This window comes from Delftia sp. K82, assembly GCF_002193035.1.
In the GTDB taxonomy this organism is placed as follows: domain Bacteria; phylum Pseudomonadota; class Gammaproteobacteria; order Burkholderiales; family Burkholderiaceae_C; genus Comamonas; species Comamonas acidovorans.
The window spans coordinates 374,740-400,593 of the sequence record NZ_MYFL01000004.1; the positions used below are offsets into that span (position 1 = coordinate 374,740).

Annotated in this window: 24 protein-coding genes and 1 pseudogene; 7 read left to right on the forward strand and 18 right to left on the reverse strand. The window is 69.1% G+C overall.

The window, feature by feature from the left end; genetic code table 11:
• From KDK82_RS25070 to KDK82_RS25090, 5 genes are all read right to left on the reverse strand, one after another.
• On the reverse strand, positions 1-294 hold the full coding sequence (locus KDK82_RS25070; RefSeq protein ID WP_043823439.1) for a hypothetical protein: 294 nt from the start codon (positions 292-294) through the stop codon (positions 1-3).
• Positions 295-389: 95 nt separating this feature from the next.
• Positions 390-1,163, reverse strand: coding sequence for an SDR family oxidoreductase (locus KDK82_RS25075; protein WP_012202205.1), 774 nt, complete (start codon positions 1,161-1,163; stop codon positions 390-392).
• A gap of 133 nt (positions 1,164-1,296) precedes the next feature.
• A complete protein-coding gene (locus KDK82_RS25080) occupies positions 1,297-2,103 on the reverse strand; it encodes an IclR family transcriptional regulator (RefSeq protein ID WP_088166543.1) in 807 nt (268 codons plus the stop codon).
• A 44-nt stretch (positions 2,104-2,147) separates the two neighbouring features.
• Complete coding sequence (locus KDK82_RS25085; RefSeq protein WP_012202207.1) at positions 2,148-2,921, reverse strand: ferredoxin--NADP reductase; 774 nt, start codon at positions 2,919-2,921, stop codon at positions 2,148-2,150.
• Positions 2,922-3,181: 260 nt separating this feature from the next.
• Positions 3,182-4,117, reverse strand: a complete 936-nt coding sequence (locus tag KDK82_RS25090) for a LysR family transcriptional regulator (protein WP_088166544.1) — start codon at positions 4,115-4,117, stop codon at positions 3,182-3,184.
• A 93-nt stretch (positions 4,118-4,210) separates the two neighbouring features.
• Here KDK82_RS25090 and KDK82_RS25095 point away from each other — a divergent pair, with 93 nt between their 5' ends.
• Complete coding sequence (locus KDK82_RS25095; protein ID WP_088166545.1) at positions 4,211-5,002, forward strand: SDR family NAD(P)-dependent oxidoreductase; 792 nt, start codon at positions 4,211-4,213, stop codon at positions 5,000-5,002.
• Positions 5,003-5,019: 17 nt separating this feature from the next.
• Here the strand turns inward: KDK82_RS25095 and KDK82_RS25100 are convergent, their stop codons facing one another.
• The 4 genes and pseudogenes from KDK82_RS25100 to KDK82_RS25115 form a co-directional block, all read right to left on the reverse strand.
• On the reverse strand, positions 5,020-5,307 hold the full coding sequence (locus KDK82_RS25100; protein WP_088166546.1) for a DUF3325 domain-containing protein: 288 nt from the start codon (positions 5,305-5,307) through the stop codon (positions 5,020-5,022).
• Positions 5,304-7,021: pseudogene (locus KDK82_RS25105) on the reverse strand (PepSY-associated TM helix domain-containing protein). The gene KDK82_RS25100 and the pseudogene KDK82_RS25105 overlap by 4 nt, the downstream one beginning before the upstream one ends.
• Complete coding sequence (locus KDK82_RS25110; protein ID WP_088166547.1) at positions 7,018-7,332, reverse strand: DUF3649 domain-containing protein; 315 nt, start codon at positions 7,330-7,332, stop codon at positions 7,018-7,020. The pseudogene KDK82_RS25105 and the gene KDK82_RS25110 overlap by 4 nt, the downstream one beginning before the upstream one ends.
• A 146-nt stretch (positions 7,333-7,478) precedes the next feature.
• Positions 7,479-8,339, reverse strand: coding sequence for a LysR substrate-binding domain-containing protein (locus tag KDK82_RS25115; protein ID WP_088166548.1), 861 nt, complete (start codon positions 8,337-8,339; stop codon positions 7,479-7,481).
• 162 nt (positions 8,340-8,501) lie between these two features.
• Between KDK82_RS25115 and KDK82_RS25120 the strand changes: the two genes are divergently transcribed.
• The 4 genes from KDK82_RS25120 (at position 8,502) to metC (ending at position 13,021) form a co-directional block, all read left to right on the forward strand.
• Entirely contained in the window at positions 8,502-9,038 is a 537-nt protein-coding gene (locus KDK82_RS25120; RefSeq protein ID WP_049801474.1) for a cysteine dioxygenase family protein, read from the forward strand.
• Positions 9,039-9,169: 131 nt separating this feature from the next.
• Positions 9,170-10,750 (forward strand): rhodanese-like domain-containing protein, encoded by a 1,581-nt coding sequence (locus KDK82_RS25125; protein ID WP_088166549.1) that lies wholly within the window; start codon positions 9,170-9,172, stop codon positions 10,748-10,750.
• A 55-nt stretch (positions 10,751-10,805) separates the two neighbouring features.
• On the forward strand, positions 10,806-11,804 hold the full coding sequence (locus KDK82_RS25130; protein ID WP_088166550.1) for a tripartite tricarboxylate transporter substrate binding protein: 999 nt from the start codon (positions 10,806-10,808) through the stop codon (positions 11,802-11,804).
• Entirely contained in the window at positions 11,804-13,021 is a 1,218-nt protein-coding gene (gene metC / locus KDK82_RS25135; protein WP_088166551.1) for a cystathionine beta-lyase, read from the forward strand. Before KDK82_RS25130 ends, metC begins: the two co-directional genes overlap by 1 nt.
• 13 nt (positions 13,022-13,034) lie before the next feature.
• Here the strand turns inward: metC and KDK82_RS25140 are convergent, their stop codons facing one another.
• Positions 13,035-14,108 (reverse strand): nitronate monooxygenase family protein, encoded by a 1,074-nt coding sequence (locus tag KDK82_RS25140; RefSeq protein ID WP_088166552.1) that lies wholly within the window; start codon positions 14,106-14,108, stop codon positions 13,035-13,037.
• Positions 14,109-14,142: 34 nt separating this feature from the next.
• Positions 14,143-15,345: a YbfB/YjiJ family MFS transporter gene (locus tag KDK82_RS25145; protein ID WP_088166696.1), complete on the reverse strand. Its 1,203-nt coding sequence runs from the start codon at positions 15,343-15,345 to the stop codon at positions 14,143-14,145.
• A 102-nt stretch (positions 15,346-15,447) separates the two neighbouring features.
• On the opposite strand from KDK82_RS25145, the gene KDK82_RS25150 reads away from it, so the two are divergent.
• Entirely contained in the window at positions 15,448-16,371 is a 924-nt protein-coding gene (locus tag KDK82_RS25150) for a LysR family transcriptional regulator (RefSeq protein ID WP_088166553.1), read from the forward strand.
• A 3-nt stretch (positions 16,372-16,374) separates the two neighbouring features.
• Here the strand turns inward: KDK82_RS25150 and KDK82_RS25155 are convergent, their stop codons facing one another.
• The 6 genes from KDK82_RS25155 to KDK82_RS25180 form a co-directional block, all read right to left on the reverse strand.
• Complete coding sequence (locus KDK82_RS25155; protein WP_088166554.1) at positions 16,375-17,730, reverse strand: HipA domain-containing protein; 1,356 nt, start codon at positions 17,728-17,730, stop codon at positions 16,375-16,377.
• A 7-nt stretch (positions 17,731-17,737) separates the two neighbouring features.
• Positions 17,738-18,037, reverse strand: coding sequence for a helix-turn-helix domain-containing protein (locus KDK82_RS25160; protein ID WP_088166555.1), 300 nt, complete (start codon positions 18,035-18,037; stop codon positions 17,738-17,740).
• 170 nt (positions 18,038-18,207) lie between these two features.
• Positions 18,208-19,857, reverse strand: a complete 1,650-nt coding sequence (locus tag KDK82_RS25165; protein WP_088166556.1) for a YifB family Mg chelatase-like AAA ATPase — start codon at positions 19,855-19,857, stop codon at positions 18,208-18,210.
• Between the two features lie 164 nt (positions 19,858-20,021).
• The gene (locus tag KDK82_RS25170; protein ID WP_013800161.1) at positions 20,022-21,404 is read right to left on the reverse strand and encodes a tripartite tricarboxylate transporter permease; all 1,383 of its coding nucleotides are present in this window, start codon (positions 21,402-21,404) and stop codon (positions 20,022-20,024) included.
• Between the two features lies 1 nt (position 21,405).
• Positions 21,406-21,831: a hypothetical protein gene (locus KDK82_RS25175; RefSeq protein WP_016448616.1), complete on the reverse strand. Its 426-nt coding sequence runs from the start codon at positions 21,829-21,831 to the stop codon at positions 21,406-21,408.
• A gap of 41 nt (positions 21,832-21,872) precedes the next feature.
• A complete protein-coding gene (locus KDK82_RS25180) occupies positions 21,873-23,162 on the reverse strand; it encodes a hydroxymethylglutaryl-CoA reductase, degradative (protein ID WP_016448615.1) in 1,290 nt (429 codons plus the stop codon).
• Positions 23,163-23,280: 118 nt separating this feature from the next.
• On the opposite strand from KDK82_RS25180, the gene KDK82_RS25185 reads away from it, so the two are divergent.
• Entirely contained in the window at positions 23,281-24,687 is a 1,407-nt protein-coding gene (locus tag KDK82_RS25185) for a PLP-dependent aminotransferase family protein (protein WP_088166557.1), read from the forward strand.
• On the opposite strand, the gene KDK82_RS25190 is transcribed toward KDK82_RS25185, so the two are convergent.
• Positions 24,675-25,694, reverse strand: a complete 1,020-nt coding sequence (locus tag KDK82_RS25190; RefSeq protein WP_088166558.1) for a LysR family transcriptional regulator — start codon at positions 25,692-25,694, stop codon at positions 24,675-24,677. The two genes, KDK82_RS25185 and KDK82_RS25190, sit on opposite strands and share 13 nt — an antisense overlap.
• Between the last annotated feature and the right edge of the window lie 160 nt (positions 25,695-25,854).

Consider the following 25,854-nt stretch of genomic DNA (forward strand, 5'->3'; position numbering starts at 1 on the left):
TCAACTCCTTCGGATGTCCTTGGGTAGGATGTTTGTTTGCTCGGCCTTGGCATACATGGTTGCCAACAGCACGATTTCTTCGGCGCTGAAGTTGAAATAAATCACTCTGACGCCTGCTCGTTTGCCCCGGCCTTTCACTGTCCATCGGATCTTGCGGGCGCCGTCTGTGCCGGGTATCACGTCACCTGAGCCAGGGTTGGCAGAGATCCAGGAAATGAAGTCCAGGCGCTCTGTCTCCGTCCACAGGCTGGCGGCCTGCTTCTGGAATGTCGGGGTTTCGATGACGGTGAACATGAATTTATCGTATCCACAGAAAATCATCCGACAAGGGCTTTTATTGAAACAAAAAGGAGCGCCGCGGCGCTCCTCTGTGATTAGTGCGATGCGCCTTACAACAAGCTCGCTCCACCATCCAGCACCAACGCCTGCCCCGTCATGTGCCGAGACGCATCGGACGCCAGGTAGACCACGGCGCCCTTGAGGTCCTCCTCGCCGCCGATGCGGCGCAGCGGGGCGCGGGCGATGAGCTGGTCGCCGAGCTTGTCGATGAGGCCGTTGGCCAGCTTGCTGGGAAAAAAGCCCGGGCAGATGGAGTTGACGCGGATGCCGTAGTGGCCCCATTCCGAGGCCAGGGTGCGCGCCAGGTGCACGGCAGCCGCCTTGGAGGTGTTGTAGGCCACGGTGTTCATGCCGGGCGGCGTGCCCTTGAAGGCCGCGACCGAGGCGGTGATGATCACGTTGCCCTGGCCCTTGGGGATCATCACGCGCCTGGCCACTTCGCGGGTGAGGAAGAAGGGCGCGGAGACGTTGAGGTTCATGACCTTGTTCCAGGCCTCGTCCGGGTATTCCTCGGCCTTGGCGCCCCAGGTGGCGCCGGCGTTGTTGACGAGGATGTCGATGTCGCCGCAGCGCGTCAGCACGTCGTCGACCAGGGCGGGGATGGTGTCGAACTTCTGCAGGTCGTTGGTGAAGGTCTCGACCTGGTAGCCCAGGCCTTGCAGGTGGGCCTTGGCCTCGGCCAGTTCATCGGACTTGCGCGCCGTGATGGCGAGGCGGGCGCCCATCTCGCCCAGCGCCTCGGCCATCTGCAGGCCCAGGCCGCGCGAGCCTCCGGTGATGAGGGCGGTCTTGCCGGTGAGGTTGAACAGTGCTTTCACGCTCATGCTGGGTGTCTCCTGCCTTGGTTTCCTGATGGTTGAGCAACGCCCTCCATGCTAGGGCGCCAGTGCGGCGCGCGCTGTCGTCTTGGCTACTGTGCGGGCGCCTGCGGGACAGCCGGCCAGGCCCGGTCTGCGGTCAGGCGCGGTCTATGTCCTGCTGCAGCCGCCGCACCATGCGCTGCAGCGCAGGCACGCCGTCCTGGCGCAGCGCATCGGCCGTGACAAAGCGCGAGGGCCCGCCCAGGCTGACGGCCATCAGCGGCAGGCCACGCCCCGGCGAGAAGGCCAGGGCGATGGCGTTGACCTCGGGCTGCCAGTCGCCGAACGAGCACGACAGCCAGGGTTGCGGATGGGTGCTGGCACCGGGCCACAGCGGCAGCTGGGCCTGGGCGGCGGCCCATTGCTCGGGGGCATGCGATTGCAGGTAGTCCAGCGCGCGCTGGCGCTCGGATGCGGGGCTGGCGGCCAGCCAGGCGCGGCCCACGGCCGTGGTGGCCAGGGGGATGCGCGAGCCCATGTCCAGGTCGCGGTGCGTGAAGCGCGCGCTGGGGCAGTGCTCGATGTAGACCATGTTGTGCCGGTCGCGTGCGGCCAGGGCCACCTCGGCATCGGTGGTGGCGGCCAGCTTTTGCATCAGCGGGCGCGCGATCTGGCGCACGTCCAGGCGCGAGAGCATGGCGCTGCCCAGGGCCAGCGTGGCTGTGCCCAGGCGGTATTTGCCCTCTTCGGGCACATGGATGAGGTAGCCCAGCGTGGTCAGCGTGTGCGTGAGGCGCGAAACCGTGGACTTGGGCAGTCCGCAGCGCCTGGCGATGTCCTGGTTGCCCAGCAGCTTTTCGCCGGAGCGAAAGCAGGACAGGACATCAAGGCCGCGCGCCAGGGCGACGATGAAGTTGCGGTCATCGTCGCCGGGCTGGGGCGGCGGGGTGCGGGAGGGCGGCATGCGCCGATTATCGGCAGCCGCCCCGCCGCGGGGTGTCGTGGGCTTTACTTCTCGACGAAGGCGCGCTCGACCACGAAGTCGCCGGGCGTGGTGGTGTTGCCTTCCTTGAAGCCGCGGTGCTCCAGCAGCTCCTTGAGTTCGTTCAGCATGGCGGGGCTGCCGCACAGCATGACGCGGTCGGTCTCGGGATTGAGCTCGGGCAGGCCGATGTTCTGCGGGAAGGTGCCGGCCGTGATCTGGTTGGAGATGCGGCCCTGGTTGCGGAAGGGCTCGCGCGTCACCGTGGGGTAGTAGACCAGCTTGTCCTTGACGATTTCGCCGAGGAATTCATGCTCGGGCAGTTCCTTCTCGAACAGCTCCTGGTAGGCCAGCTCGCTGGCGTGGCGCACGCCGTGCACGACGACGACCTTCTCGTAGCGCTCGTAGGTCTCGGGGTCGCGGGCCACGGCCAGCCAGGGGGCCAGGCCCGTGCCGGTGCCGATCAGGTACAGGTTCTTGCCGGGCAGCAGGTAGTCGATCAGCAGCGTGCCCGTGGGCTTCTTGCCGACGAGGATGGTGTCGCCGACCTGGATGTTCTGCAGGCGCGAGGTCAGCGGACCGTCGGGCACCTTGATCGACAGGAACTCGAGGTGCTCCTCGTAGTTGGGGCTGGCGATGGAGTAGGCACGCAGCAGGTTCTTGCCGTCGACCTTCAGCCCGATCATCGTGAAATGGCCGTTGGAAAAGCGCAGCGCGGTGTCACGGGTGGTGGTGAAGGAGAAAAGGCGGTCGGTCCAGTGGTGGACGGACAGCACGCGTTCTTCAAGAAAAGCACTCATGTTGGCAATACGGTGAATTCGGGGCAGGCAGTGCCCGCCGGGACGTTGCAATGAGAGGTCAGTGCCATTCAGGCACGCGGTGGCGGGAAGCACAGGGGGCAGGCGCGGGGTGCGCGTTGCCGCTGCTTCGTGGCGGCCGGTGACCGGGGCAAGGTCGCTATTGTCCGGTAAATGGCGTCAAAAGGGGCAGGCGCGAACCTTTGTCTTGATACGGATTAGTGATAAGCAAAATGACGCTGGCTGAATCGCTGCAGCGCTCGCTAGGGCTTTTCGGCCGGGCCAGCGCCAAGCGTCCAGGGCAGGACCGCTTCGGCCAGCCAATCCATGAGCACGCGCACGCGGCGCGGCAATTGGCGGCGCTGGGCGTAGATCAGGTGCAGCGGCATGGGCGGCGGCGGGTGGCGGGGCAGCACCTCGACCAGTTCCCCTGCGTCCAGCAGCGGCTGCACGGCCAGGCGCGGAACCTGGATCAGCCCCAGGCCGGCCTGGCAGGCCGCGAGATAGGCCTCGGCGTTGTTCACGGTGAGCGCGCCCGCCATCGGCAGGTACCGGGGCTGGCCATCCTCCTCGTACTCGAAGCCCAGCGGCCGCGCGCCCAGCGTGCGCTGGTAGTGCACCAGCCGGTGACCGCCCAGATCCTGCAGCGTGGCGGGCAGCCCGTGGGCCTGGACATAGCCGGGGCTGGCGCAGGTGGCCAGCGCCACCAGGCCCAGCGGGCGTGCCACCAGGCCGGGCTCGTCCACGGGGCCCAGGCGCAGCACGCAATCAAAGCCTTCGCGCACCAGGTCCACGCGGCGCTCGGTGCAGCTCAGCTCCAGCTCCAGCGCCGGATGGCTTTGCAGCAGTTGCGGCAGCAAGGGCATGACGACGTGGCGCGCCAGGCCGGTGGTCATGTCCAGCCGGACCTTGCCCTGCAGCGGCGCGTCGCCGGCCTGCTGAAACTGGCCCTGGAACTCGTCCACGTCGGCCAGCAGGTCCTGGCAGCGTTCGTAGCAGGCCTGGCCGTCCTGGGTGAGCTGCACGCGCCGCGTGGTCCGGTGCAGCAGCCGCGTGCCCAGCCGCGCCTCCAGTTGCTGCACGGCTTGGGAGACGCTGGCTTTGGGCAAACCCATGCTGTCGGCCGCACGTGTGAAGCTGGCCATCTCGGCCACGCGGCTGAAGATCTGCATCTGCTCCAGAAGCTTGATTGTTTGCATGGGGCGAACAAATAAATCAGAAACAGCCAATTTATCCAAAAATCGACCTTCAATACAGTCGCTGTCATTGCAAACCACCTAACGAGGTCCGCCATGACAGCTTCTCCTTCGACCGCTTCTTCCCCTGCCGCCCGCCGCATCGTCCTCGTCACGGGCGGCAGCCGCGGCCTGGGCCGCAATACGGCCGAGCACCTGGCGCGCCAGGGCCTGGACGTGGTGCTGACCTACCGTGAGCGTGCCGACGAGGCCCAGGCCGCCGTGGCCGCCATCGAGGCGCTGGGCGGGCGGGCCGCCGCCCTGCAGCTGGACGTGGCGCGCAGCGCGGGCTTTGCGGACTTTGCGGCCCGCGTGCGCCAGGCGCTGGCCGATACCTGGCAGGCCGACCGCCTTGATGCGCTGGTGCACAACGCCGGCATCGGCATCAATGCGCCCTTCGCGGCTACCACCGAGGCGCAGTTCGACGAGCTGGTCGCCATCCACTTGAAGGCGCCGTTCTTCCTGAGCCAGCACCTGCTGCCCCTGCTGCGCGATGGCGGCAGCATCATCCACCTGTCCAGCGGGCTCACGCGCTTCACCCAGCCGGGCTATGCGGCCTATGCATCCATGAAGGGCGGGGTGGAGGTGCTGACGCGCTACCTGGCGCGCGAGCTGGGGGCGCGCGGCATTCGCGTCAACACGGTGGCGCCGGGGGCGATTGCCACGGATTTTGGCGGTGGCCGTGTGCGCGACGATGCACAGGTCGGCGCCGCCCTGGCCAGCCAGACTGCGCTGGGCCGCGTGGGCCAGCCCGACGACATCGGCCCCGTGCTGGCCGCCCTGCTGCAGCCCGGCATGGGCTGGGTGCAGGGCCAGCGCATCGAGGCCTCGGGCGGCATGTTTCTCTGAAGGCGCCGGGAGGGCCGTCAGCGCAGGCGCTCGCGCGCCACCATGGACAGCAGCACGATGGCGGCTGCTGCGGCGATGTGACCGAACCAGGCCACCAGCCCAAGCGACCAGGGCTCCACCTGCAGCGCCGCCCATAGCGACAGCGCCAGCAGCACCCAGCCGGCCGCGCGCAGGCGCCGTGTGTGGGCAGATGGCAGTTCCTTGCCGAACAGGTCGCTCTGGTGGCGGTCCATGGCCAGGGCCAGGGCCAGGCAGGCGAAGGCGCCCAGGGCCAGCAGCTGACAGAACAGATGGGCCATGCTCATGCGCTGGTCTCCGCTGCGGCGGCCGCTGCCGTGGCGGCCACAGCCGTGGCGGCTGCTGCAGTGGCGGCTGCCTTAGGCGCGGGCCGGGCGGCGCGCACCGGTTTGGCCTTGGGCTGGTGGCGCTGGGTGCGCAGGGCCAGATGGGCATGCAGTGCGGCCAGGGCCAGCAGCATGAGGTCCATGCCGGCGAACACCCAGTCGCCCGCGCGCAGGCTGGCCAAGAGGCCGCGATCCGTGGTCAGCGCGTTGACCACGGGCAGCAGGGCCAGGGCGGCGGCGCCGGCCCACAGCAACTCGATCCAGGCCCGCTTGGCGGGCCGGCCCATCGCCCAGAACAGGGTGGCGCCCCAGGCGATGAACATGGCGTGCACCTCCCACTCGGCGCGCTGCGCCATCTCCACCGGCAGCAGGCGATTGGCCCAGAGCATGCCGGCCATGCCGATGGACAGGCCGGCGATGGTGGCGATGTTCAGCCGTTCCACGAGCCGGAAGCCGAAATGCGGCCTTTCCGGGTCGGGCAGCTTGCTGCGCCGCTTCACGTTCCACAGCACCAGTCCCGTTCCCACCATGGCCGTGCCCGCAAGGCTGACGATGAAGTACAGCCAGCGTGTGGGCAGGTCGCCGAAGCGGCCCATGTGCAGCGCATAGAGCACGCCGCGCGTCTCGGCGGCGGCGCCCACGCTGTCCTGTGCCTGCAGCAGCTGGCCGCTGACGCCGTCGAACATCATGAACTGCGGGCTGATGGAGACGCGGCCGTTCTCGCCGCGGATGGCGGTCACGCGCGCATTGGCATCGCCGGGCAGGTTGACGTTCAGGCGCTCCACCTGGCCCGCGCCCCAGCGCTGCTCGGCCTGGCGGACCATGTCGGCCAGCGGTGCCAGGGGCGCGGCCTGGCCCGAGGGCTTGCCTGCGGGAACAAAGGCACTGAGCTGCTGGCCGGCCACCACGCGCTGCTCGGGCGTCATGGTCGTGGCCAGATTGGCCCAGGGCATGTACATCAGGGCCAGGGTCACCAGCCCGGTGTACGTGATCATCAGGTGAAAGGGCAGGCCCAGAACGGACAGCGCGTTGTGCGCGTCCAGCCAGGAGCGCTGCCCCTTGCCCCAGCGGAAGGTGAAGAAGTCGGCAAAGATCTTCTTGTGCGTGATCACCCCGCTGACGATGGCCACCAGCATGAACATGGCGCACAGCCCGCCAGATAGCGGCCCCAGAGCACGGGCATGTAGTGGAACTGGAAGTGGAAGCGGTAGAAGAACTCGCCGCCGCGCGTCTCGCGCACCGGGCCTTCGAGGCGCGTGCCGGTGGCCGGGTCGAAGCGGCCGTTCTCGAAGCGGCGCCTAGCGCCCTTTTCGGTCTGCGGCGGGCTCCAGAACACCGTGGCCACCGTGCTGCGCGCATCGGGCAGGTTGATCAGCCATTGCGGGCTTTGCGGCGCCACATGCGCCATGGCGTCGCCGATCCGCTGGGCCACCAGCGCGGGCTCGCTCGCCTGGCTCTGGTGCGGCTGCTCGGGCTGCATCCACTGCGTGATCTCATTCCTGAAATAGCTCACCGTGCCCGTGAGGAACATGGCGTAGAGGAACCAGCCCAGCAGCAGGCCGACCCAGGTGTGCAGGTCGGACATGGTCTGGCGGATGCCGGGCGCCTTGGCAGCTTTCCCGGGCTTGGCGGGCTTGCCGGCCGTGTTCGTGGTGTCCTTGGTGTTCGTGCTCATGCGCCCAGCCCCTTGCCCCAGGTCCACCACGCGGCAGGCGCCAGCGCCAGGGCGGTGACCAGCAGGCCGGCCCAGGCGCGCCGGGCGCTGCGCACGGCAAACACCCAGATCACCGCGCCCGCATAGACGGCAAAGCTCAGCAAGGTGCCCGAGATCGCCGCCTGCGTGCGGTCTGCGGGCAGGGCCAGCACGGCCACGCTGGCCAGCGCCGCCACGGCGTAGCCGCCAAACAGCGCGGCGAGGATGCGGGAGATCAGCGGCCCGTAGTCACGGAACCAGTCATGGGTGCGGGCAAGAGTGGGAGATGGCATGGCACGGGGCCTGGAAAGGCTCGAAAAACGCCGGCCGGAGGGGGCGGCGGTGGCGCGGATGTTATTTGAGAATAAGTCCCATTACAAGCGGTGCAGTCAAGTGCGCCGCCACATCCAGCGCTGCTGCGCGCCAAGCGCCCCGGCGCTTAGCCCGCCGGCTGCCGCATGCGGGCCTGCAGGTTCTCGAAGATCTGGCGTGTCACGGGGCTGATCACATGGCTGCGGATGTACAGGCGGTAGACCAGGTCCGGCAGCGGGGGCATGCCGTCGCCCGCGCCCAGCACGCGCAGGCCCGGGTCGAGCTGCTCCACGCCGCGCGCCGTCACGCCCAGGCCGGCGCGCAGCGCCGCGCGTATGCCGACCAGGCTGGTGCAGGTGTGGCGCGGCGTCCAGGCAATGCCGGCCGCATCCAGCGCATCGCAGCCCAGGCGCCGGAAGATGCTGGGCCCGTCGGCCATGACCAGGGGCACGGGCTTGCCCGGGTCATGGGCATAGCCCGCACCGCACAGCCACACCGTGGGTGTGGAGCGCAGGGCAAAGCCCTCGAAGCCTTCATCTTCCCGGTTGGAGATGGCCAGGTCCAGCTCGCCCTGCTTGAGCGACTCCATCAGGAACGGGCTGCGCCCCACATGGATGTCGATCTGCATGCCCGGAAAGTTCAGCGCAATCTCCTGCAGCACGGGCGGCAGCATGTTGTCGGCCGCGTCGTGGGGTGCGCCAATGCGCACCAGGCCCTGCACCTGGCGGAGCTGCAGGTTGCGCAGCGCCTCGTCGTGGATGGCCAGCATGTGGCGCGCATAGCCCAGCAGGCGCTGGCCATGATCGGTGAGGCGTTTTTGCCGGCCCTGCTTTTCGAACAGCGCGTGGCCGATCTTCTCCTCCAGCCGCTGCATCTGCTGGGTGATGGCCGATTGCGTGCGCCCCATCTGCACGGCGGCGGCGGCAAAGCTGTCGTGGCTGGCAATGGCGGCCAGGGTGCGCAGCAGGTCGAGGTCAAGCGTCTCCATACTTCAATTTTATTGAAGTATTTATTGGGCATGCGTGGATTGTTGCGGGCCGGGCGCCTCACTAAAGTGGACTTCAACGACGACAAGGAGCCCCTTTTGAACACCATCACCAACACCATCACCGAACAGCGCAGCGCCGCCGTGACAGCAGCCATCGACAGCATGAAGCAGGCCATTGGCGAGGACGCGGCCACGCGTGCCAGCCTGGACGCCGTGCTCCAGCAACTGCTGGGCCTGGCCGCGCGCCGCGATTTCTGGCAACAGACCGACTACGCTGCGCCCGAAGAGGGAGAGCACCAGGCGCGCTACCTGATCGCCGAGGACGCCGACCAGAGCTATGCGCTGTACCTCAACGTCATGCGCCCGGGCAAGCGCATCGTGCCGCACAACCACACGACCTGGGCCTGCATTGCCGCCGTGGAAGGCACGGAGCACAACCGCGTCTACGAGCGCACCGACGACGGCTCCGTCCCCGGCAAGGGCACGCTGCGCGAGACGGAGCTTGTGGTGGTCGCACCAGGCCAGGGCATCGCCCTCATGCCCGAGGACATCCACTCCGTGGAGATCCAGGGCGAGCAGGTCATTCGCCACCTGCACATGTACGGCCGCGCGCTGGAGACGCTCAACGAGCGCACCAGCTACGACCTGGCCACCGGTACCTGCCAGACCATGGCCATCGGCGTGCAGACGCGCCGCTGAGCCCCGGCCTCCCGGCCGCTACCTCCCGCTTCCTGCCATTTCCCTGTCCATGCCGCAGCGCGCCCCACGGGGCGCGCGTGGCAGGGCTTTGCCCGAAATTCCTTGCCGATCTTTTTCCCGGACCGCATGCAATGACCGCATCCATTGACGCCCACACACTCAAATCCTGGCTGCACGACGGCCAGGAGATCGCGCTGCTCGACGTGCGCGAGCACGGCCAGTACGGCGAGTCGCACCTGTTCTACGCCACGCCCCTGCCCTACAGCCGGCTGGAGCTGGATGTGCCCCGCCTGGTGCCGCGCCGGCAGGTGCGCGTCGTCACCTACGACGGTGGCGAGGGCGATGCCAGCGCGGGCGTGGCCGAGCGCGCCGCGCGCCGCCTCGAAGCACTGGGCTATACCCAGGTCGCCGTGCTCGAAGGCGGTGCCAAGGCCTGGAGCGCTGCGGGCTACACGCTGTTCGCCGGCGTGAACCTGCCCTCCAAGACCTTTGGCGAACTGGCCGAGCACGCCTATGGCACGCCGCGCATCACGGCACAGCAGCTGGCGGCGCGCCAGGCGGCGGGCCTGCCCCTGGTGGTGCTGGACGGCCGGCCCGTCTCCGAGTTCCACAAGATGAACATCCCCGGCGCCATCTGCTGCCCCAATGGCGAGCTGGCGCTGCGCGTGAGCCGCCTGGTGCCCGATGCGGCAACGCCCATCGTGGTCAATTGCGCGGGCCGCACGCGCTCCATCATCGGCGCGCAGACCTTGATCAACCTGGGCATTCCCAACCCCGTCTACGCGCTGGAGAACGGCACCCAGGGCTGGTACCTGGCCGACCTGCCGCTGGAGCACGGCGGCACGCACCGCTATGGCGACGACTCGGCCAGCAGCGCGCTGCAAACACAGGCCCGTGCCCTGGCCGAACGCTTCGACGTGCCCGAGGTCGATGCCGACATCGTGCGCGCCTGGAGCCAGGATGCTGCGCGCACGCTGTTCCTGTGCGATGTGCGCACGCCCGAGGAATTCAAGGCCGGTTCGCTGCCCGGCGCCCAGCACACGCCCGGCGGCCAGCTCATGCAGGCCGGCGACCAGTACGTGGGCGTGCGCGGTGCGCGCCTGGTGCTGTTCGACAGCGATGGCGTGCGCGCCCCCGTGGTGGCCAGCTGGCTGCGCCAGCTCGGCCATGACGCCTGCGTGCTGCGGGGCGGCCTGCAAAGCGGCCTGGACCTGGCACCGGCCCAGCCGCCCCAGGTCCCCGCACTGGCAGGCATCACGGCGCAGGCCCTGCACGAGCGCATGCACCAGGGCGAGGTGGCCGTGGTCGATCTGCGCGCGGGCATGAAGTACCGCGCAGGCCACATCGCCGGGGCCCGCTGGTCCATCCGCCCGTGCCTTGCCAGCGATCTGGCCGGCGAGACGCGCCAGATCGTGCTGGTGGCCGACGAGCCCGGCATGGCGCAATGGGCCGCACTGGAACTGCAGGGCGCCGCGCCGCTGCTGCTGGAAGGCGGCCTGGCCGCATGGCAGCAGGCCGGCCTGCCCGTCGAGGCCACGCCCGACAGCCCCACCGACGCCGAATGCATCGACTACCTGTTCTTCGTGCACGACCGCCACGACGGCAACAAGGAAGCGGCACGCCGCTACCTGGCCTGGGAGACGGGCCTGGTGCCGCAGCTCGATGCCCAGGAACTGGCCGCCTTCCGCCTGCCGGAGCCGGCAATGTCCTGATCCACGCAAAGAGCATCCGAACAGCCCAAGACCACATAACGACAGGAGACAAGACATGTTCGCAACCCTCAACCTGGCCAGGATGCTGGCCGCCGGCCTCGCGGCCCTGGCCATGCTCTCGCAGGCCACGGCCGAGCCGCTGGCTGCGCGCAACGGCTATCCGGCCCAGCCGATCCGCTTCATCTCGCCCTTCCCGCCGGGCGGCGGCAACGACGCCAGCACGCGCTGGGTCACCACGCGCCTGACCGAGGCCACGGGCCAGCCCTCCGTGGTGGAAAACCGGGGCGGCGCAGGCGGCAACATCGGCGCCAAGGCCGTGGCCGAGGCCAAGCCCGATGGCTACACCGTGCTCACGGGCCAGGTCTCGCTGATGGCGGTGAACCCCGCGCTCTACAGCGCGCCGGGCTTCGATCCGCTCAAGAACTTCGTGCCCATCACGCAGATCAACGCGGCGCCGCTGGCCATCGTGGTCGCCTCGGCCTCGCCCCTCAAGAGCTTTGCCGACCTGGTGGCGCGCAGCAAGGGCGAGCCGGGCCGCGTCACCTATGCCACGCCCGGCAACGGCACGCTGTCGCACCTGGTGGGCGTGGTGCTGTCCAAGGAAAACGGCGTGCCCATGACCCATGTGCCCTACAAGGGCGCGGGGCCGGCCATCAACGATCTGCTGGGCCAGCAGGTCGATGTGCTGATCACCTCCACCTCGTCCGTGGCCGGCATGATCCAGGCGGGCCAGGTGCGCGCGCTGGCCGTCACCAGCCCGCGCCGCATCGGCGTGTTCGGCAAGGTGCCCACGCTGGAGGAACTGGGCCTGCGCAATGCGCGCTTCGAGGACTGGTACGGCTTCTTCGCTCCCGCCGGCACGCCGCCCGAGCGCGTTGCCTTCTTGCACGACGCCATCGTGCGCACCCTGCAACTGCCGGAAGTGACCAAGCTCGTCGTCGATGGCGGCAGCGAAGTCGTGGCCAATACGCCCGAGGCCTTTGCCGCCCAGCTGCGCCAGGACATGGAGCGCTGGTCGCGCGTGGTCAAGCTCTCGGGCGCGAAGATCGACTGATGGCTGCCGAACACGCCCCCGTGCCTGGCGCATCCGCCCCTGGCGCCCCCGCGCTGGACCTGCAGACCCGGCTGCTGCATGCGGGCAAGCGCCCGGCCTATGCGGGCGGCACGGCCGTCAACCCGCCCCTGGTGCGGGCCAGCACCGTGCTGTTCGAGAGCACGGCACAGCAGCGCGAGATGCGCGAGCGCCGCGCCGGCGAGCGCATCTTCAGCTACGGCGCGCGCGGCACGCCCACCGGCTTTGCGCTGGAAGACGCCGTCAGCGAGCTGGAAGGCGCCCACCGCACGCGGCTGCTGCCCACCGGCCTGGCGGCCATCGGCATGGCCCTGCTCAGCTACCTGCGCCCCGGCGATCATGTGCTGCTGACCGACAGCGCCTACCAGCCTGTGCGCCACCTGGCTGGGCAATGGCTGCGGCCCTACGGCATCGAGTACGACTTCTTCGCGGCCGATGGCAGCGACGCCCAGGCGCGCATGCGCCCCAACACGCGCATGGTCTATGCCGAATGCCCGGGATCGCTGGTCTACGAGATGTGCGACCTGCCCGCGCTGGCCGCCATGGCCCATGCGCGCGGCGCCCTGGTCGTGGCCGACAACACCTGGGGGTCGGGCTGCCAGTACCGGCCGCTGGCGCTGGGGGCCGATGTCTCGGTGATGGCAGCCACCAAGTACCTGTCGGGCCACTCCGACGTGATGATGGGCACCGTGGCCACCACCGAGGCCGCCTGGGAGCCGCTGGCCGCGCGCTGCGATGCCTTCGGCATGGCGGTCAGCCCCGACGATGCCTGGCTGGTGCTGCGCGGCATGCGCTCGCTGGCCGCACGGCTGCACATGCACGAGGCGCATGCGCTGGAGGTGGCGCACTGGCTGCAGCAGCACCCGGCCGTGGCCACCGTGTTCTGTCCCGCGCTGCCCACGCATCCCGGCCATGCGCTGTGGCTGCGCGACTGCCAGGGCACGAACGGCCTGGTGTCGCTGGAGCTGCAGCCCGGCACCGCCGAGGCCGCCGTGGACCGCTTCATCGACGGCCTGCGGCTCTTCGGCATCGGCGCCTCCTGGGGCGGCTACGAAAGCCTGGCGACGGCCGCGCACATGGTGCAGGCGCGCAGCGTCACCGACTGGAGTGCGCGCGGGCCCGTGGTGCGCCTGCACATCGGCCTGGAGTCGCCGCGCGACCTCATCGCCGATCTGGAGCAGGGGCTGGCGGCACTTTAGTGGATAACACGCTCTAGCGGCCTGCCTGAGCGCTCGCCAGCTCGACGGCCAGCGTCTGCACCAGCGCGGCGGCCGGCATCTCGCGCGCCAGCGGCGCACCCTGGCCGGCCCAGTGGGCTGCGTAGTCGGAGCTGCCCTGGCCCGAGGCCGCCTGGTGCAGCGCCTTGCCCGCGTCGTAGACGCGCGGGTAGTCGGGCAGGGGCTGGCCATGGCTGGCGCCCAGCGCATGCAGCCGGTTGACCATGCCGCGCGCCGGCCGGCCCGAGATGGCGGCGGTGATGCCTGTGTGGTGGGCGCGTTCGCTGCGCAGCTCGGCACGGTAGGCCGGGCTGGCGGACGATTCAGGGCAGAGGATGAAGGCCGTGCCCAGCTGCGCCGCACAGGCGCCCAGGCCCAGCGCGGCCGCAATGCCTTCGCCATCCATGATGCCGCCGGCCGCGATTACGGGCAGGGTCGTGTTGCGCGCCAGCACGCGCACCAGGGCGAAGGTGCCCATCATGCGGTCCTGCGCGGGATCGAACGTGCCGCGGTGCCCCCCGGCCTCCACGCCCTGGGCCACGATGGCATCGACACCGGCCTGCTCCACCTGGCGCGCCTCGTCCAGCGACGTGGCGCTGGCCAGGGTCACGACGCCGGCCGCGCGCAGCGCATCGATGAAGCCCTGCTCAGGCAGCCCGAAATGAAAGCTCACCACGGCAGGCCGCTCCTGCAGCAGCATGGCCTGCAGCGCCGCGTTGCCGACGGCGGTGGCGTAGATCTCGTTCAGGCCGGCCGGCGGCTTGGCGCCAAAGCGCGCGAACTCGGGCGCCAGATGGGCCAGCCAGGCGGCCTCGCGCTGCGCATCGGCCTGGGCCGGCCGGTGGCAGAACAGGTTGACGTTGAAGGCGCCCGATGTCAGCGCGCGCGTCTGCACGATCTGCTGGCGCGCCTGCTCCGTGCCGCTGGCGCCAATGCCCAGCGAGCCCAGGCCGCCGGCCTCGGTGACGGCAGCCGCCAGCGCGGGCGTGGACGTGCCGGCCATGGGGGCCTGGATGATGGGATGGCGCATGCCCAGTCGGGCCATCCACGCGGTCTTTGCGGTGCTCATACGACTCCTTGTTTCCTGTCTCGAATCCGCGCACTCATGCGGCAGCCTGCCGGCGCGCGCTGGCGCGGCTGGCGGCGATCATGAGCGTGCCCAGCAGCAGCGACACGCTGCCGATGACGAACAGGCGCTGGTACGAGCCCAGGCCCGCATAGCTCCAGGCCATGAAATACCCCGACACGGCCTGCATCAGCGCAAAGGCCGCCGTGGCATAGCCCCACATGCGCTTGTGCTGCACGGGGCCGATCAGCTGCATCAGGTAGCCCGAGGTGATGGCCGCCATGCCCGGGGACAAGGCGCCCACCAGAAAGGACGAGGTCGCATGCCCCGCAAATCCCACCCAGAACAGCGGCATGGCAATGGCCAGGGTCTTGACCGCATAGGCGCCCGTGGTCGTGCCCCACCAGCCAAAGCGCGTGGCGCACAGCGAGGCCACCAGCGGCCCGGCAATGGCGCCCAGGCCGAACACGGCCCACTGCGTGGAGGCGTAGGCATCGCCCAACTGCAGCTCGCGCGCCAGGTAGTCCACCCAGAACACCGTGTGCGGCACAAAGCCGAAGGCGTCCGTCATATAGGCCAGCATCACCAGCACCACGGGCAGCGTCCACAGGGGTGCGGCGGGCACGGGCCGGACATGGGGCGTGATGGCGATGGGAGCTGGCACCGGCAGCCGCCGCACATGGCGCCAGCCCAGCCAGCCGGCCCAGGCGCAGACCGCCGCCAGCGCCCACCAGACGGCGCCCAGGCTCTGGCGCGCCAGCAGCGGTATCAGCGTGGCCGACAGCAGGGCGCCGGCACCTATGCCGCAGAACATCAGCGGCCCCAGGGCCGCACGCCGCTGCAGGGGCGTGGCCGCCAGGGCCACGGAGGGGCCCAGCACCATCAGGATGGCGCCGCCAATGCCCGAGATGCAGCGCCAGGCAAAGAACCAGGGCATGGGCAGAGGCCAGGCGCAGGCCGCAAAGCTCAGCGCCAGGGCCACCCAGCACCACAGCAGCACGCGCAGCGCGCCCAGGCGTTCGGCCAGCGGCGCGGCGGCCAGCGCCCCGATCAGATAGCCCAGCAGGTTGGCCGCACCCAGGTAAGCCACCTGCTCGCCGCTGAACCAGCCGGCATGCACCATCTGCGGCATCAGCGCCGTGTAGGCAAAGCGCGCCAGGCCGACGCCGCTGAGCGTGGCCATGAAGCCGGTCAGCAGCAGGGAAGTTTCGTTGCGTTGGATCACGGGAGTGGGCGCCATGCGGGGAGGATGGGCATACATTAGGCGCTGCCGCCCATCATGTCCAATGATTCAAAATGATGGCGTCGATCTCGATTGAAGATGGATGTCACTGGAGCCGCGATGCAACTGAAGTCCCTGCGCATGTTCCTGGCTGTCTGCGACAGCGGCAGCTTCGGCGCCGCCGCCCAGCAACTGCACACCGTGCAGTCCAACGTGACGGCCCATGTGAAAAAGCTCGAGGACGAGGCCGGCGTGCAGTTGCTGGAGCGCAGCGCACCCGTGCACGCCACGCCTGCCGGCCGCTTGCTGGAGCAATACGCGCGGCGCATGCTGGCCGACCATGACGAGGCGCTGGCGCTGCTGCAGGGCAGAGCCCGGGCCGCCGGCGCGCTGCGCATAGGCTCCATGGAAACCACGGCCGCGCTGCGCCTGCCGCCGCTGCTGGCGCGCCTGCACCAGGCCCAGCCCGGCCTGGACCTGGAGCTGCGCACGGCCACCACGGCCGAGCTGCTGGCCGATCTGCTTGCCGGGCGGCTGGACTGCGCCTTCGTCTCGGGCATGCCGCCCCAGTCCCGCCTGCAGGGGTGGCGCGTCTTCGAGGAAGAACTGGTCCTGGTCACCGCCTTCGCGCTGCCGCGCTTTCCCGATGCGGCCCAGCTCAGCGCCGTGCCCTTCCTGGCCTTCCGCCAGGGCTGCAGCTACCGCCAGCGCATCGAACTGCTGCTGGCCGCGCGCGGCGTGGCCGCACGCATCATGGAAATGGGATCGCTGGACGCCATCCTCGGCTGCGTGGCCGCCGGCATGGGCTACGGCCTGCTGCCGCGCAGCGTGGTCCAGGCCCAGCAGCACCGCTTCGGCGTGCACATCACGGCCCTGCCCGGCGCACTCGCCCAGGAAGTCGCCCGCGTGGAAACCTGGTTCGTCGTGCCCGCGCGCCAGGGCTGGTCGCCTGCGCTGCATGCGTGCGTGGAGGTGTTGGGGATCGAGGGTGTGCAGGGCGAGGCAGCCCTTGGCCTGGAGGAAGTCCCGGCGGCGTCTGCCTGAGGCTCAGAACAGGTCGGAAGGCAAGGCTGCTGCCTTCTGGGCGATGTCCACCAGTCTTTGGGCCTGGGTGGTCGCATAGGCGGCGATGCGCTGGGCGAAGGCGTGTTCTTCTGGCGTGTAAGGCGATTCGCGCAGAACCTTGGCCGCCGCACCAGGGGCTGCCTTGGCCATGCGCTGGGCTTCACGTGCGAGCAGCCTGCGGTCTATCGCACACAGGTGCGCGAAATGCGCAAACTCGAACGGTGTGAGTTCCTCCAGCGCAAAGCAGTCGCCGAAGGCCATGGCCAGTTCCTGGGACACATCGGGATACTGGGCCACGCTGACGAGGTCGTACCAGGGTGCGGTCGCCAGGCCCTGCGGCAGCACGTGGAAGGAGAAGTTCTTGCCATGTGCGTCGCCATTGCCGATCAGTATCTGGAACAGCGCCCATCGGATCATTGCCAGCTTGTCCGCAGCCTTCGCCACCGAGTGCTCCAGTAGACCGAACAGCCGGGGAAAGCTCATGCCGTCGCGGTATAGCCGGGCATCGCCCACGCTGCCGATGTGGTGCTCGTACTTGTAGCTGACGGGAAGATCGCCCGCTTGGCATGCATCGATGATGTGGGTGCGCAGGACCCGCCTTTGTGGCGCCTGCCGCACGCGGTCAAAGCGCCTGACTGCCAGCACCGGCTGTGGCACGTGCAGCATCTGCACCTCGGCTGCAGGCAAGCGCATGGCCGCTGCCAGGCGCATGCAGAAATGCTCGTTCACCACCATGTGCGGCACCGCGCTGTCGCGCGGCTGGGGTTTGAGGATGTGGGTGGACGGAACGTTGTCGGGAAGGAAGATGGTGCCTTCCTGCACGCTCTCGCCTTCCACGTGCACGGGCAGCTTGTCCTGGTAGCCAGCCACCGACATGCGCACTTTGCCATCCCACTCGATGAAAGGGCGTGTCTCTCGGTCTGCAATGCGTTGGGCGAGTTCGGCTGTCGATATGGGGCGAGCGGCATTGGCGGCCTGAGGATCGGGCTTGCTGCCGTCGGCCTGAAACCGGAAGGCCCCGGTGGTCTCGGCGCCGAGGGCGCGTATCAGACCGAAGATGTTGCCCTTGCCTATGCCCTGACTTCTGGCCACTACATCCAGCGCCGCGCCTTCGGGCAGCAGGTTCTCGATGAAACGCCGGATGGAGCGCGAGTCGTAGCCCCCTTCGGGAGCGGCCAGCGGCAGGCAGGGCGCCAAGTAGAAAGGCCGTTCCTGCTCCAGCCATGCAGGCGCATACCGCAGTCCCCAAAGATCGTTGTGCGGGTCGTGGGTCACATCGGCCACGTGCGTGCCGACATCGTTCCACAGCGAAAGCGAAAGCGACGGCGACGTGCCCATGTGCGCTTCAGGCCCGTGGAAGTCGTGCCATCAGGGCGTCCTGCTTGGGCGCGATGACCATGGCCAGGCCCAGCCCGTCGAGTACGGCCAGCAGCTTGTCGGAGCCCACGCCGCCCTTGCCGTTCTCCAGACGGGAGAGCAGATCCAGCGACACGCCGCACAGGGCTGCCGTGTCATCGATGCGCAGTTGCTGGGCCTTGCGCATGGCGCGGATCTGAGCGCCGAGCCCGGACAGGTCAGCGATGACCACGGCCCCGGGCTGCGGGCGATCCTGCTGCGGGTCGTTCATGGGCGTGGAAGACGGCATGGATGGATTGGCCTTATTTCTGATATTCCGAAATTCTAGGATTTCTTCGGGAATTTTCAAAATAATTTCCAATATTCCGAAATTCAGGAGTACTTCGTTTCATTCAGGAGGAAATTTCGGAATATCAGAAATAAGTCCGACAACCAGGCAACCGCGTTCAATGCAGATCCTCATGAAGGCAACCGCAACACCCTCCGGTACTGCATGGCCTCGGCCACATGCCCCGTCTCCACTGCCGCGCTGCCGGCCAGGTCGGCAATGGTGCGCGCCACCTTGAGCGCGCGGTGGGTGCTGCGGGCCGACCAGCCCAGGCGTGCGGCGGCCTTGTGGGCGAAGGTCAGGGCCTCGGGCGACAGGCCCAGGTGATCGTCCAGGGCCTGGCCCTGGAGCTGGTGGTTGGCGCTACCCTGGCGCTGCAGGGCCAGCGCGCGGGCCTGGACCACGCGCTCGCGCACGGTGTCGCTGGCCTCGCCAGAGCGCGCGGCCAGCAGCTCCTGCGGGGGCAGGGCGCCGACTTCCACATGCAGGTCGATGCGATCCAGCAGCGGGCCGCTGATGCGCGCCTGGTAGCGCGCCACCTTGTCGGGCGTGCAGCGGCAGCGCTGCACCGTCGACCCCCAATGGCCGCAGGGGCAGGGATTCATGGCCGCGACCAGCTGAAAGCGCGCGGGGAATTCGCAGCGCTGGGCGGCTCTGGCGATGGTGATCTGGCCGGTCTCCAGCGGCTCGCGCAGCGCCTCCAGCGCGCTGCGTGCGAACTCGGGAAATTCATCGAGGAAGAGCACGCCGTGGTGGGACTGCGAAATCTCGCCGGGGCGCGGTGGCGAGCCTCCTCCGACCAGGGCCACGGCACTGGCCGTGTGATGCGGGCTGGCCGTGGGACGCTGGCGCCAGCGCTCCGGCGTGAAGCGGCCGGCCAGGCTGGCGATGGCGGCGGCCTCCAGCGCCTCGTCATCGCTCATGGGCGGCAGCAGGTCGGCAAAGCGCTGGGCCAGCATGGATTTGCCCGAACCCGGCGGCCCCACCAGCAGCAGGCCGTGGCCTCCGGCCGCCGCAATTTCCAGCGCGCGCCGCGCCTGTGCCTGGCCACGCACCTCGGCCAGGTCCAGGCTGCTGCGCACTGGGGCAGCGGGCTGAGGCTGCACCGCATGCCAGCCCGGGCCGTGGCATGTCTGGGTGTCGCCTGCTGCCGGCAAGGCGTCGGTTTCGTCGGTCTCGCCGGTCTCGCCGGTGTCCTCGCTTTCGTCGCTGCAGCAGGCACCGTCCGTGTCCTGTTCCATCTGCACCAGGGCATTGGCCGAGCGTGTGATGAAGCGGCGCACCACGTCCAGCAGGTGGTGCGCGCAGAACACCTGGGCCGATGGCACGAAGGCCGCCTCCTGCGCGCTGCCCGGCGGCAGAACCAGGCGGGCGCCGTCCTGCTGGCGGTGCAGGGCCAGGGCCGTGGCCAGCGCGCCGCGCACGGGCCGCAGAGCGCCCGACAGCGACAGCTCGCCCGCGAATTCATACTCGGCCAGTGCATCGCCATTGATCTGCCCGCTGGCCGCGAGAATGCCCAGCGCAATCGGCAGGTCGAAGCGCCCCGAATCCTTGGGCAGGTCGGCGGGCGCCAGGTTGACGATGATGCGTTTGTTGCTCGGGAACTCCAGCCCCGAGTTCAGCAGCGCCGAGCGCACGCGTTCACGCGCTTCCTTGACCTCGACATCGGCCAGACCCACCAGCGTGAACGACGGCAGGCCGTTGGCCAGATGCACTTCCACGGTGACACGCGGGGCGGCCAGCCCCAGCAGCGCACGACTTTGAACCAGGGCCAGACCCATGGGCACCTCGCAGAAACGACAGACACAAAGCCACACAAAGGAAGAGGCCGCCTGCGGTGCGGCGGCCTCGGTGACCCAGTATGGCAACGGCCTTGGGCCTTGTGGGCGGCGGGTGCGGCGCTGCCCCCAAATCTCAGAATGTTCTGACCCTTGCGGCGCAAAAATCAGAACAGCTTCACCAGCGCCGGCACGCTCAGCACGGCCGTGTAGTAGCCCATGAACTGCACGCCGGTGTTGAAGCCGAAGCCGCGCGACAGCAGGCCGCCGAGCAGGCCCATGGTCAGGATCACGAGCAGGCCCAGCAACTGGCCTTCCCAGACGCTGATGACGATGATCAGGCCCACGAAGGTGGCGATGATGGCCTCGTGGCTGACCCGGCGCGAGACGAACAGCGCCGCGCTGCGCGCGAAGTTCATGGCGAAGGGGTAGGACACGAGGGCCGCCAGCAGCACGGCCAGCATGCCGTAGCCCAGGAACTCCCAGTGGCTGAGCAGGTTGTGCAGGTTGTTCACCTGGCCCGTGGCGGCATCGACGGTGAAGCGCGGCGGCGCGTTGAACAGCGGCGCGGCGGGGCCGGCGGCCACGGGGCTCAGCGGCAGGCCGAAGGCGATCAGCGGGATCAGCGCCTCGGCGATGTAGGTGGCCTCGGTCACGCCGTTGCGCGCGCTCAGCACCGTGGTCAGGCGGTGATAGGCATGCTTGATGCGCGAGCCCACCAGCTCGCCCAGCACCACGGTCATGGCCACGGGGCTGAAGACGAAGGTGGCGCTGGAGATGGTGGCCGTGGCCAGGGTCCAGCGCGTCTGCACGCGGTCCAGCACCTTGAGCGGGTTGGGGAAGTAGCCCGACCAGCCCTTCACGTCGGGCGCCAGGTTGAACTGGCGCACCTTGTCGCGCAGCATGCGCTGGCGGCCGGCCGGCGAGATCACGGTGAACAGGTCGGCGATCAGCGGCCCGATGGCAATGCCCAGGAAGTAGCTGATGCTGAGCTTGACCTCGTATTTGGCGGTGAGGCTTTGCAGCGCAATGATGACGACCACGAACGGAATCAGCAGCATGACCGAGGCCCAGCGCCCCGCCGAGAAGTAGGCGATGAGGAGGGCGGCGGCCAGGAAGATCCAGGGCGCCGTCTTGGTGATCATGCTGCCGAAGGGCGCCAGCATCACGGCGAACAGCACGGCCAGCGGCACGGCGACAAAGGCCGCGACGATGCCGCCCGAGACCATCTTGCGCAGCGCGATATGGGGCACGCCCAGCTTGCGCAGCATGTTGGCGTCCTGCAGCAGCGGCGTGGCCAGCGTGTCGCCGGGAATGCCCAGCAGCGCCGTGGGCACGGCATGCGTCATGTGCTTGGCCACGGCGCCGGCCAGGAAGAAGGTGAACACGCCGGCGGGCGGCACGCCCAGCAGCACCACCAGCAGGGTGAGCGGGGCCAGCGTGGTGGTCTCGTCCGTGCCGGAGACCAGGCCGATGGCGGCGAACACCACGGCGCCTATCAGTCCCATCGCCGCCGCGACGGCGATGTCATTGGTCAGCAGGGTTTCCATCTCATGCCCTCCCGGCTTTGTCGGCGAACAGCTCGTAGAGCTTGAGCTCCTTGAGCTCCTGCACCACGGCGGGCGGCAGGTCCTGCACCGTGCCCAGGCCTCCGGGCTGACGCGCCAGCTCCTCCAGCACTTCGCGGCGCCATTCGGGGTCGTTCGAGGTGTCCAGCTCGGTCACTTCCCGCTTGGGCGGAAAGGCGCGTGCGCAGATCACGCCGGCGATCACGCAGCCGGCCAGGCCCGCAAGCATGGCGTAGGCATGGGCCAGCTGGCGCGACTCGACCACCGTGGCCAGCCAGCGGCTGGCCAGGTAGAAGCCCAGCACGCTGATGCCGGTGCCGATGGCAATGGCCCAGGCCAGGTGGCGCAGGTCCACGGTGTCGCCCCAGACCTCGGCCAGCCGCCAGTCGGCGGGATCCTTGCTTGTCATGTGTGTCTCCTTGGGTTTTTGTTTGTGTGGCCGCGCGCTGGTCAGGCCCTGGCGCGCAGCGCGGCCAGCACTTCCAGTGCGCGGTCGGTGCGCACGTCGTGCTCGGCGGCCAGCTGGCGCGCCACGGCATCGACCTCGTCGCCCGTGGCGCCGGCCACCAGGGCGATGTTGCGGGCATGCAGGGCCATGTGGCCGCGCTGAATGCCTTCGGTGGCCAGGGCGCGCAGGGCGCCCAGGTTCTGCGCCAGGCCGACGGCGGCGGCGATCTCGCCCAGCTGCTGGGCGGACTGCAGGTCCATGATCTTCAGCGCCAGGCGTGCCAGCGGATGGGTCTTGGTGGCGCCGCCGACCAGGCCGACCGGCATGGGCAGCTCGATGCTGCCGACCAGTGCGCCGCCGGCATCCTTTTCCCAGCGCGTCAGCGAGGTGTAGCTGCCGCTGCGGCTGGCGTAAGCGTGGGCGCCGGCCTCGACCGCGCGCCAGTCGTTGCCCGTGGCGACGATGACGGGGTCGATGCCGTTCATGATTCCCTTGTTGTGCGTGGCCGCGCGGTAGGGGTCGATGGCCGCGAAGGTATAGGCGTCCAGCACGCCTTCGATGATCTCCTCGCCGCTGCGCTCCTGCGTGGCCAGGGTCTGCGGCGTGAGCCGCACGCGGGCGCGGGCCAGCCGCAGGTCGGCCAGGTTGGACAGGATGCGCAGCCGCACGCTGCCGCCCGTGATCTGCTCGACCAGGGGCGCCACCGATTCGGCCATGGTGTTGACGGTGTTGGCGCCCATGGCGTCGCGCACGTCCACGATCAGGTGGACCACCAGCATGGGGCCGCGCGGCGTGTCGGGGAAGACGTGGACCTCGATGTCCTTGCAGCCGCCGCCCAGGCCGATCAGCACCTTGTCGCGGCTGTTGGCGCGCTCGATGATCTGCGCACGCGCCTGCAGCACGGCCAGGCGTGCGCCGTGCGGATCGGTCACGCCCAGCACCTGGACCTGGGCGCGCATCAGCGGCAACGTGCTCGAGGTCTGAAAGCCCCCGTCCTCGCGCGCCAGCTTGGCCATGTACGAGGCGGCGGCCACCACCGAGGGCTCCTCCACCGCCATGGGCACCAGCACGTCCCGGCCGTTGACGCGGAAGTTGCCGGCCACGCCCAGCGGCAGCTCGAAGCTGCCGAACACGTTCTCGATCATGCCGTCGGCCAGCGCCAGGGGCAGGGCGCCGGGGGCGGCGAGCAGGGCGCGCTCGGCATCGGACAGGCCGCAGGCATCGGCCAGGAAATCCCGGCGCTGGGCCGGTGTGAGGGCACGGAAATTGGGCAGGCGCGAATCGGCAACCATGGAAGATATCTCCTCGAATCAAAACTCTGGTCGCCGGACTGTAGGAAAACTGTACCGCTTTCAAAAGGTACAGTTTCGGGGAACAGTACCATCGCACTGCAACATGAACGGAGGGCGCATGGCAGACACCAAAGGGCGCTCGGCCCCCATTGCCGAAAAGCTGGCCGACCTGATCGGCCAGCAGATCGCCGACGGCGTGTACCGCCCTGGCGACAAGCTGCCCTCGCTGCGCGAGCTGGCGCAGCTGCACCGCTATGCCAAGAACACCGTGGTCTCGGCCTTCGACCTGCTGGTCTCGCGCGGCATCGTGGAGCCGCGCCGGGGCTCGGGCTTTTACGTGCTGGGCACGGGGCGCGGTGCCCAGCGCACCGATGAGGACGCGGGCCAGCTGGGTCGGGCCATGGACATCGTCTGGCTGATGCGCGAGCAGCTCAAGACCCAGCCCGACTGCGTGGGCGTGGGCGACGGCTTTCCGCCCGTGGAATGGCTGGCCGACATGCGGCTGGACCGCTACCACCAGAAGGTGGTGCGCACGGGGCTGGGATCGCTGTTCCGCTACGGCAGCCGCTATGGCTATGCGCCGCTGCGCGACAGCCTGGTGCGCAAGCTGGGTGACTTCGGCCTGCAGGCCACGCCGGGCCAGCTGGTGCTGACCCACGGCGCCAACGAGGCCATGGACCTGGTCATCCGCTACTTCGTGCCGCCGGGGGCCACCGTGCTCGTGGACGAGCCCGGCTACTACCCGCTGTTCGGCAAGCTCAGGCTGGCCGGCGCCCATGTGGTCGGCGTGCCGCGCCTGGCCGACGGGCCCGACGTGGCCGCGCTCGAATCACTGCTGGCCCAGCACCGGCCGCGCCTGTTCTTCACGCAGTCGCTGGCCCACAACCCCACGGGCTCGGACATCTCAGCCGCCAAGGCCTACAAGGTGCTGCAGCTGGCCGAGCGCCACAACCTGCTCATCGTCGAGGACGACCCGCTGGCCGACTTCAAGCCCACCTCGGCCGTGCGCCTGTCCACGCTGGACCAGCTGGAGCGCACCATCTACATCGGCAGCTTCTCCAAGTCCTTCTCGGCCGCGCTGCGCGTGGGCTTCATCGCCTGCAACGATGCGCTGGCCAGCGACCTGGCCGACCTCAAGGCGCTGATCCACGTCAGCGGCTCCGAGTACTGCGAGCGCATGGTGGACGTGATGCTGCGCGAAGGCCACTACGAGCGCCACCTGGTGCGCCTGCGCCACAAGCTGGGCCAGGCCACGGCCCAGGCGCTGGGCTGGCTGGATGCCCACGGCTGCGAAGTCTTTGCGCGCAGCCCGCAAAGCCTGTACCTGTGGGTGGCCTTCCCCGGTGTGCAGGACTCGCTGCGCCTGGCCGAGCAACTGGTGCCGCGCAAGCTCAGCATGGCGCCGGGCCGTGTCTTCCATGTCGATCCCTCGGCTGTCTCGCGCTGGTCGCGGTGCAACGTCAGCGCCATGCTCGATCCGAGGTTCCAGGCCGCGATGGGGCAGGTGCTGGCTCAACCCGCCTGAGCCAGCCCCCGGGCCTGCGCGCGCAGCAGCGCGATGAAGCGCTGCTGCTCCTGCGTGGGCGCGTCGTCGGTGCGGGTGAGGATGCCGAAGGGCGCCATGGGCACGTCGATGCAGACCGGCAGCGCCCTGACCAGGCCCATGCGCAGATAGTCCTTGAGCGCGGATTCGGACAGCAGCATCACGGCGTCGGTCAGCTGCACCAGCTGCTGCATGGAGTACACCGAGCTGCATTCGATGATGTCGGCCGGCACGGGCAGTTCCAGGCGCTGCAGCAACTGGTCGAGCGCGATGCGCGCGGGGCTGGTGGCCGGCTGCAGTATCCAGGGCCAGTCGCCGACAAGCTCTTGCCAGCCCAGCTTGCGCCGGCGTGTCAGCGGATGGCCGCTGCGCACGACGACCAGCAGCCGCTCGTTGCCCAGTTCCTCGAAGCTGTAGCTGCTGCTGTGGGCCGCAGGGCTGCGCCGCGCAATGGCCATGTCGATGCGCCGCTGGTCCAGCAGGCGAAGGATCTGGTCGCTGGTGTCGCCCATGATGCGCAACCGCAGCTGCGGGCTTTGCGCCTTCATGCGGGCCACGGCCGTCATCACCAGGTCGGGTGCGGCGCCCATGATGGTGCCGATGGACAGGTAGCCGTAGCCGCCCTGGCGGCGCGCGGCCAGGTCTTCGGCGCAGCGGTCCAGGCTGTTGAGCGAAGCCTCGGCAAACCGCACCAGCTGCGCGCCCAGCGCCGTGGGCCGCATGCCGCGCGGCAGGCGCTCGAAGAGCTGGCAGCCGAACATGTCCTCAATCTCGCGCAGCATGCGCGTGGCCGCAGGCTGGGACATGGCCAGGCTCAGCGATGCGCGGTGCAGGTTCAGGCTCGATCCCAGCGCCACCAGCATGTGCAGGTGCTTGTAGCGCAGGCGGTTGAGCAGGCTGCGGTGCAGCACGGGCGGGGCGGATTCGGGCGTGTTCGCAGGCATAAGCGTAAGGTATCGGATGTGACCGAAATTCGATTTGTTGAGCATCGATCATGCGCCGTACATTGGCCCTGCGACAAGAAAAAACAGACCCAATCCAGGAGACAAGACATGCACAGCCCATCGCGTGTTTCATGACGCGCTGACGCGGCCGGCACCAACGCCGCGGCCGCGCTCGCACCTTCACAAAGCACGCCTTCAGCGCTCC

What these genes read in the sequence shown, in the direction of transcription:
- KDK82_RS25115 (WP_088166548.1), bottom strand. Translation starts at nt 8,339, where the DNA reads ATGGAGACGCTTGACCTCGACCTGCTGCGCACCCTGGCCGCCATTGCC.
- metC (WP_088166551.1), top strand. Translation starts at nt 11,804, where the DNA reads ATGGCTGCCGAACACGCCCCCGTGCCTGGCGCATCCGCCCCTGGCGCC.
- KDK82_RS25140 (WP_088166552.1), bottom strand. Translation starts at nt 14,108, where the DNA reads ATGAGCACCGCAAAGACCGCGTGGATGGCCCGACTGGGCATGCGCCAT.
- KDK82_RS25145 (WP_088166696.1), bottom strand. Translation starts at nt 15,345, where the DNA reads ATGGCGCCCACTCCCGTGATCCAACGCAACGAAACTTCCCTGCTGCTG.
- KDK82_RS25090 (WP_088166544.1), bottom strand. Translation starts at nt 4,117, where the DNA reads ATGCAAACAATCAAGCTTCTGGAGCAGATGCAGATCTTCAGCCGCGTG.
- KDK82_RS25130 (WP_088166550.1), top strand. Translation starts at nt 10,806, where the DNA reads ATGTTCGCAACCCTCAACCTGGCCAGGATGCTGGCCGCCGGCCTCGCG.
- KDK82_RS25155 (WP_088166554.1), bottom strand. Translation starts at nt 17,730, where the DNA reads ATGGGCACGTCGCCGTCGCTTTCGCTTTCGCTGTGGAACGATGTCGGC.
- KDK82_RS25170 (WP_013800161.1), bottom strand. Translation starts at nt 21,404, where the DNA reads ATGGAAACCCTGCTGACCAATGACATCGCCGTCGCGGCGGCGATGGGA.
- KDK82_RS25080 (WP_088166543.1), bottom strand. Translation starts at nt 2,103, where the DNA reads ATGCCGCCCTCCCGCACCCCGCCGCCCCAGCCCGGCGACGATGACCGC.
- KDK82_RS25190 (WP_088166558.1), bottom strand. Translation starts at nt 25,694, where the DNA reads ATGCTCAACAAATCGAATTTCGGTCACATCCGATACCTTACGCTTATG.
- KDK82_RS25125 (WP_088166549.1), top strand. Translation starts at nt 9,170, where the DNA reads ATGACCGCATCCATTGACGCCCACACACTCAAATCCTGGCTGCACGAC.
- KDK82_RS25150 (WP_088166553.1), top strand. Translation starts at nt 15,448, where the DNA reads ATGCAACTGAAGTCCCTGCGCATGTTCCTGGCTGTCTGCGACAGCGGC.
- KDK82_RS25120 (WP_049801474.1), top strand. Translation starts at nt 8,502, where the DNA reads ATGAAGCAGGCCATTGGCGAGGACGCGGCCACGCGTGCCAGCCTGGAC.
- KDK82_RS25085 (WP_012202207.1), bottom strand. Translation starts at nt 2,921, where the DNA reads ATGAGTGCTTTTCTTGAAGAACGCGTGCTGTCCGTCCACCACTGGACC.
- KDK82_RS25165 (WP_088166556.1), bottom strand. Translation starts at nt 19,857, where the DNA reads ATGGGTCTGGCCCTGGTTCAAAGTCGTGCGCTGCTGGGGCTGGCCGCC.
- KDK82_RS25180 (WP_016448615.1), bottom strand. Translation starts at nt 23,162, where the DNA reads ATGGTTGCCGATTCGCGCCTGCCCAATTTCCGTGCCCTCACACCGGCC.
- KDK82_RS25110 (WP_088166547.1), bottom strand. Translation starts at nt 7,332, where the DNA reads ATGCCATCTCCCACTCTTGCCCGCACCCATGACTGGTTCCGTGACTAC.
- KDK82_RS25185 (WP_088166557.1), top strand. Translation starts at nt 23,281, where the DNA reads ATGGCAGACACCAAAGGGCGCTCGGCCCCCATTGCCGAAAAGCTGGCC.
- KDK82_RS25100 (WP_088166546.1), bottom strand. Translation starts at nt 5,307, where the DNA reads ATGAGCATGGCCCATCTGTTCTGTCAGCTGCTGGCCCTGGGCGCCTTC.
- KDK82_RS25070 (WP_043823439.1), bottom strand. Translation starts at nt 294, where the DNA reads ATGTTCACCGTCATCGAAACCCCGACATTCCAGAAGCAGGCCGCCAGC.
- KDK82_RS25075 (WP_012202205.1), bottom strand. Translation starts at nt 1,163, where the DNA reads ATGAGCGTGAAAGCACTGTTCAACCTCACCGGCAAGACCGCCCTCATC.
- KDK82_RS25095 (WP_088166545.1), top strand. Translation starts at nt 4,211, where the DNA reads ATGACAGCTTCTCCTTCGACCGCTTCTTCCCCTGCCGCCCGCCGCATC.
- KDK82_RS25160 (WP_088166555.1), bottom strand. Translation starts at nt 18,037, where the DNA reads ATGCCGTCTTCCACGCCCATGAACGACCCGCAGCAGGATCGCCCGCAG.
- KDK82_RS25175 (WP_016448616.1), bottom strand. Translation starts at nt 21,831, where the DNA reads ATGACAAGCAAGGATCCCGCCGACTGGCGGCTGGCCGAGGTCTGGGGC.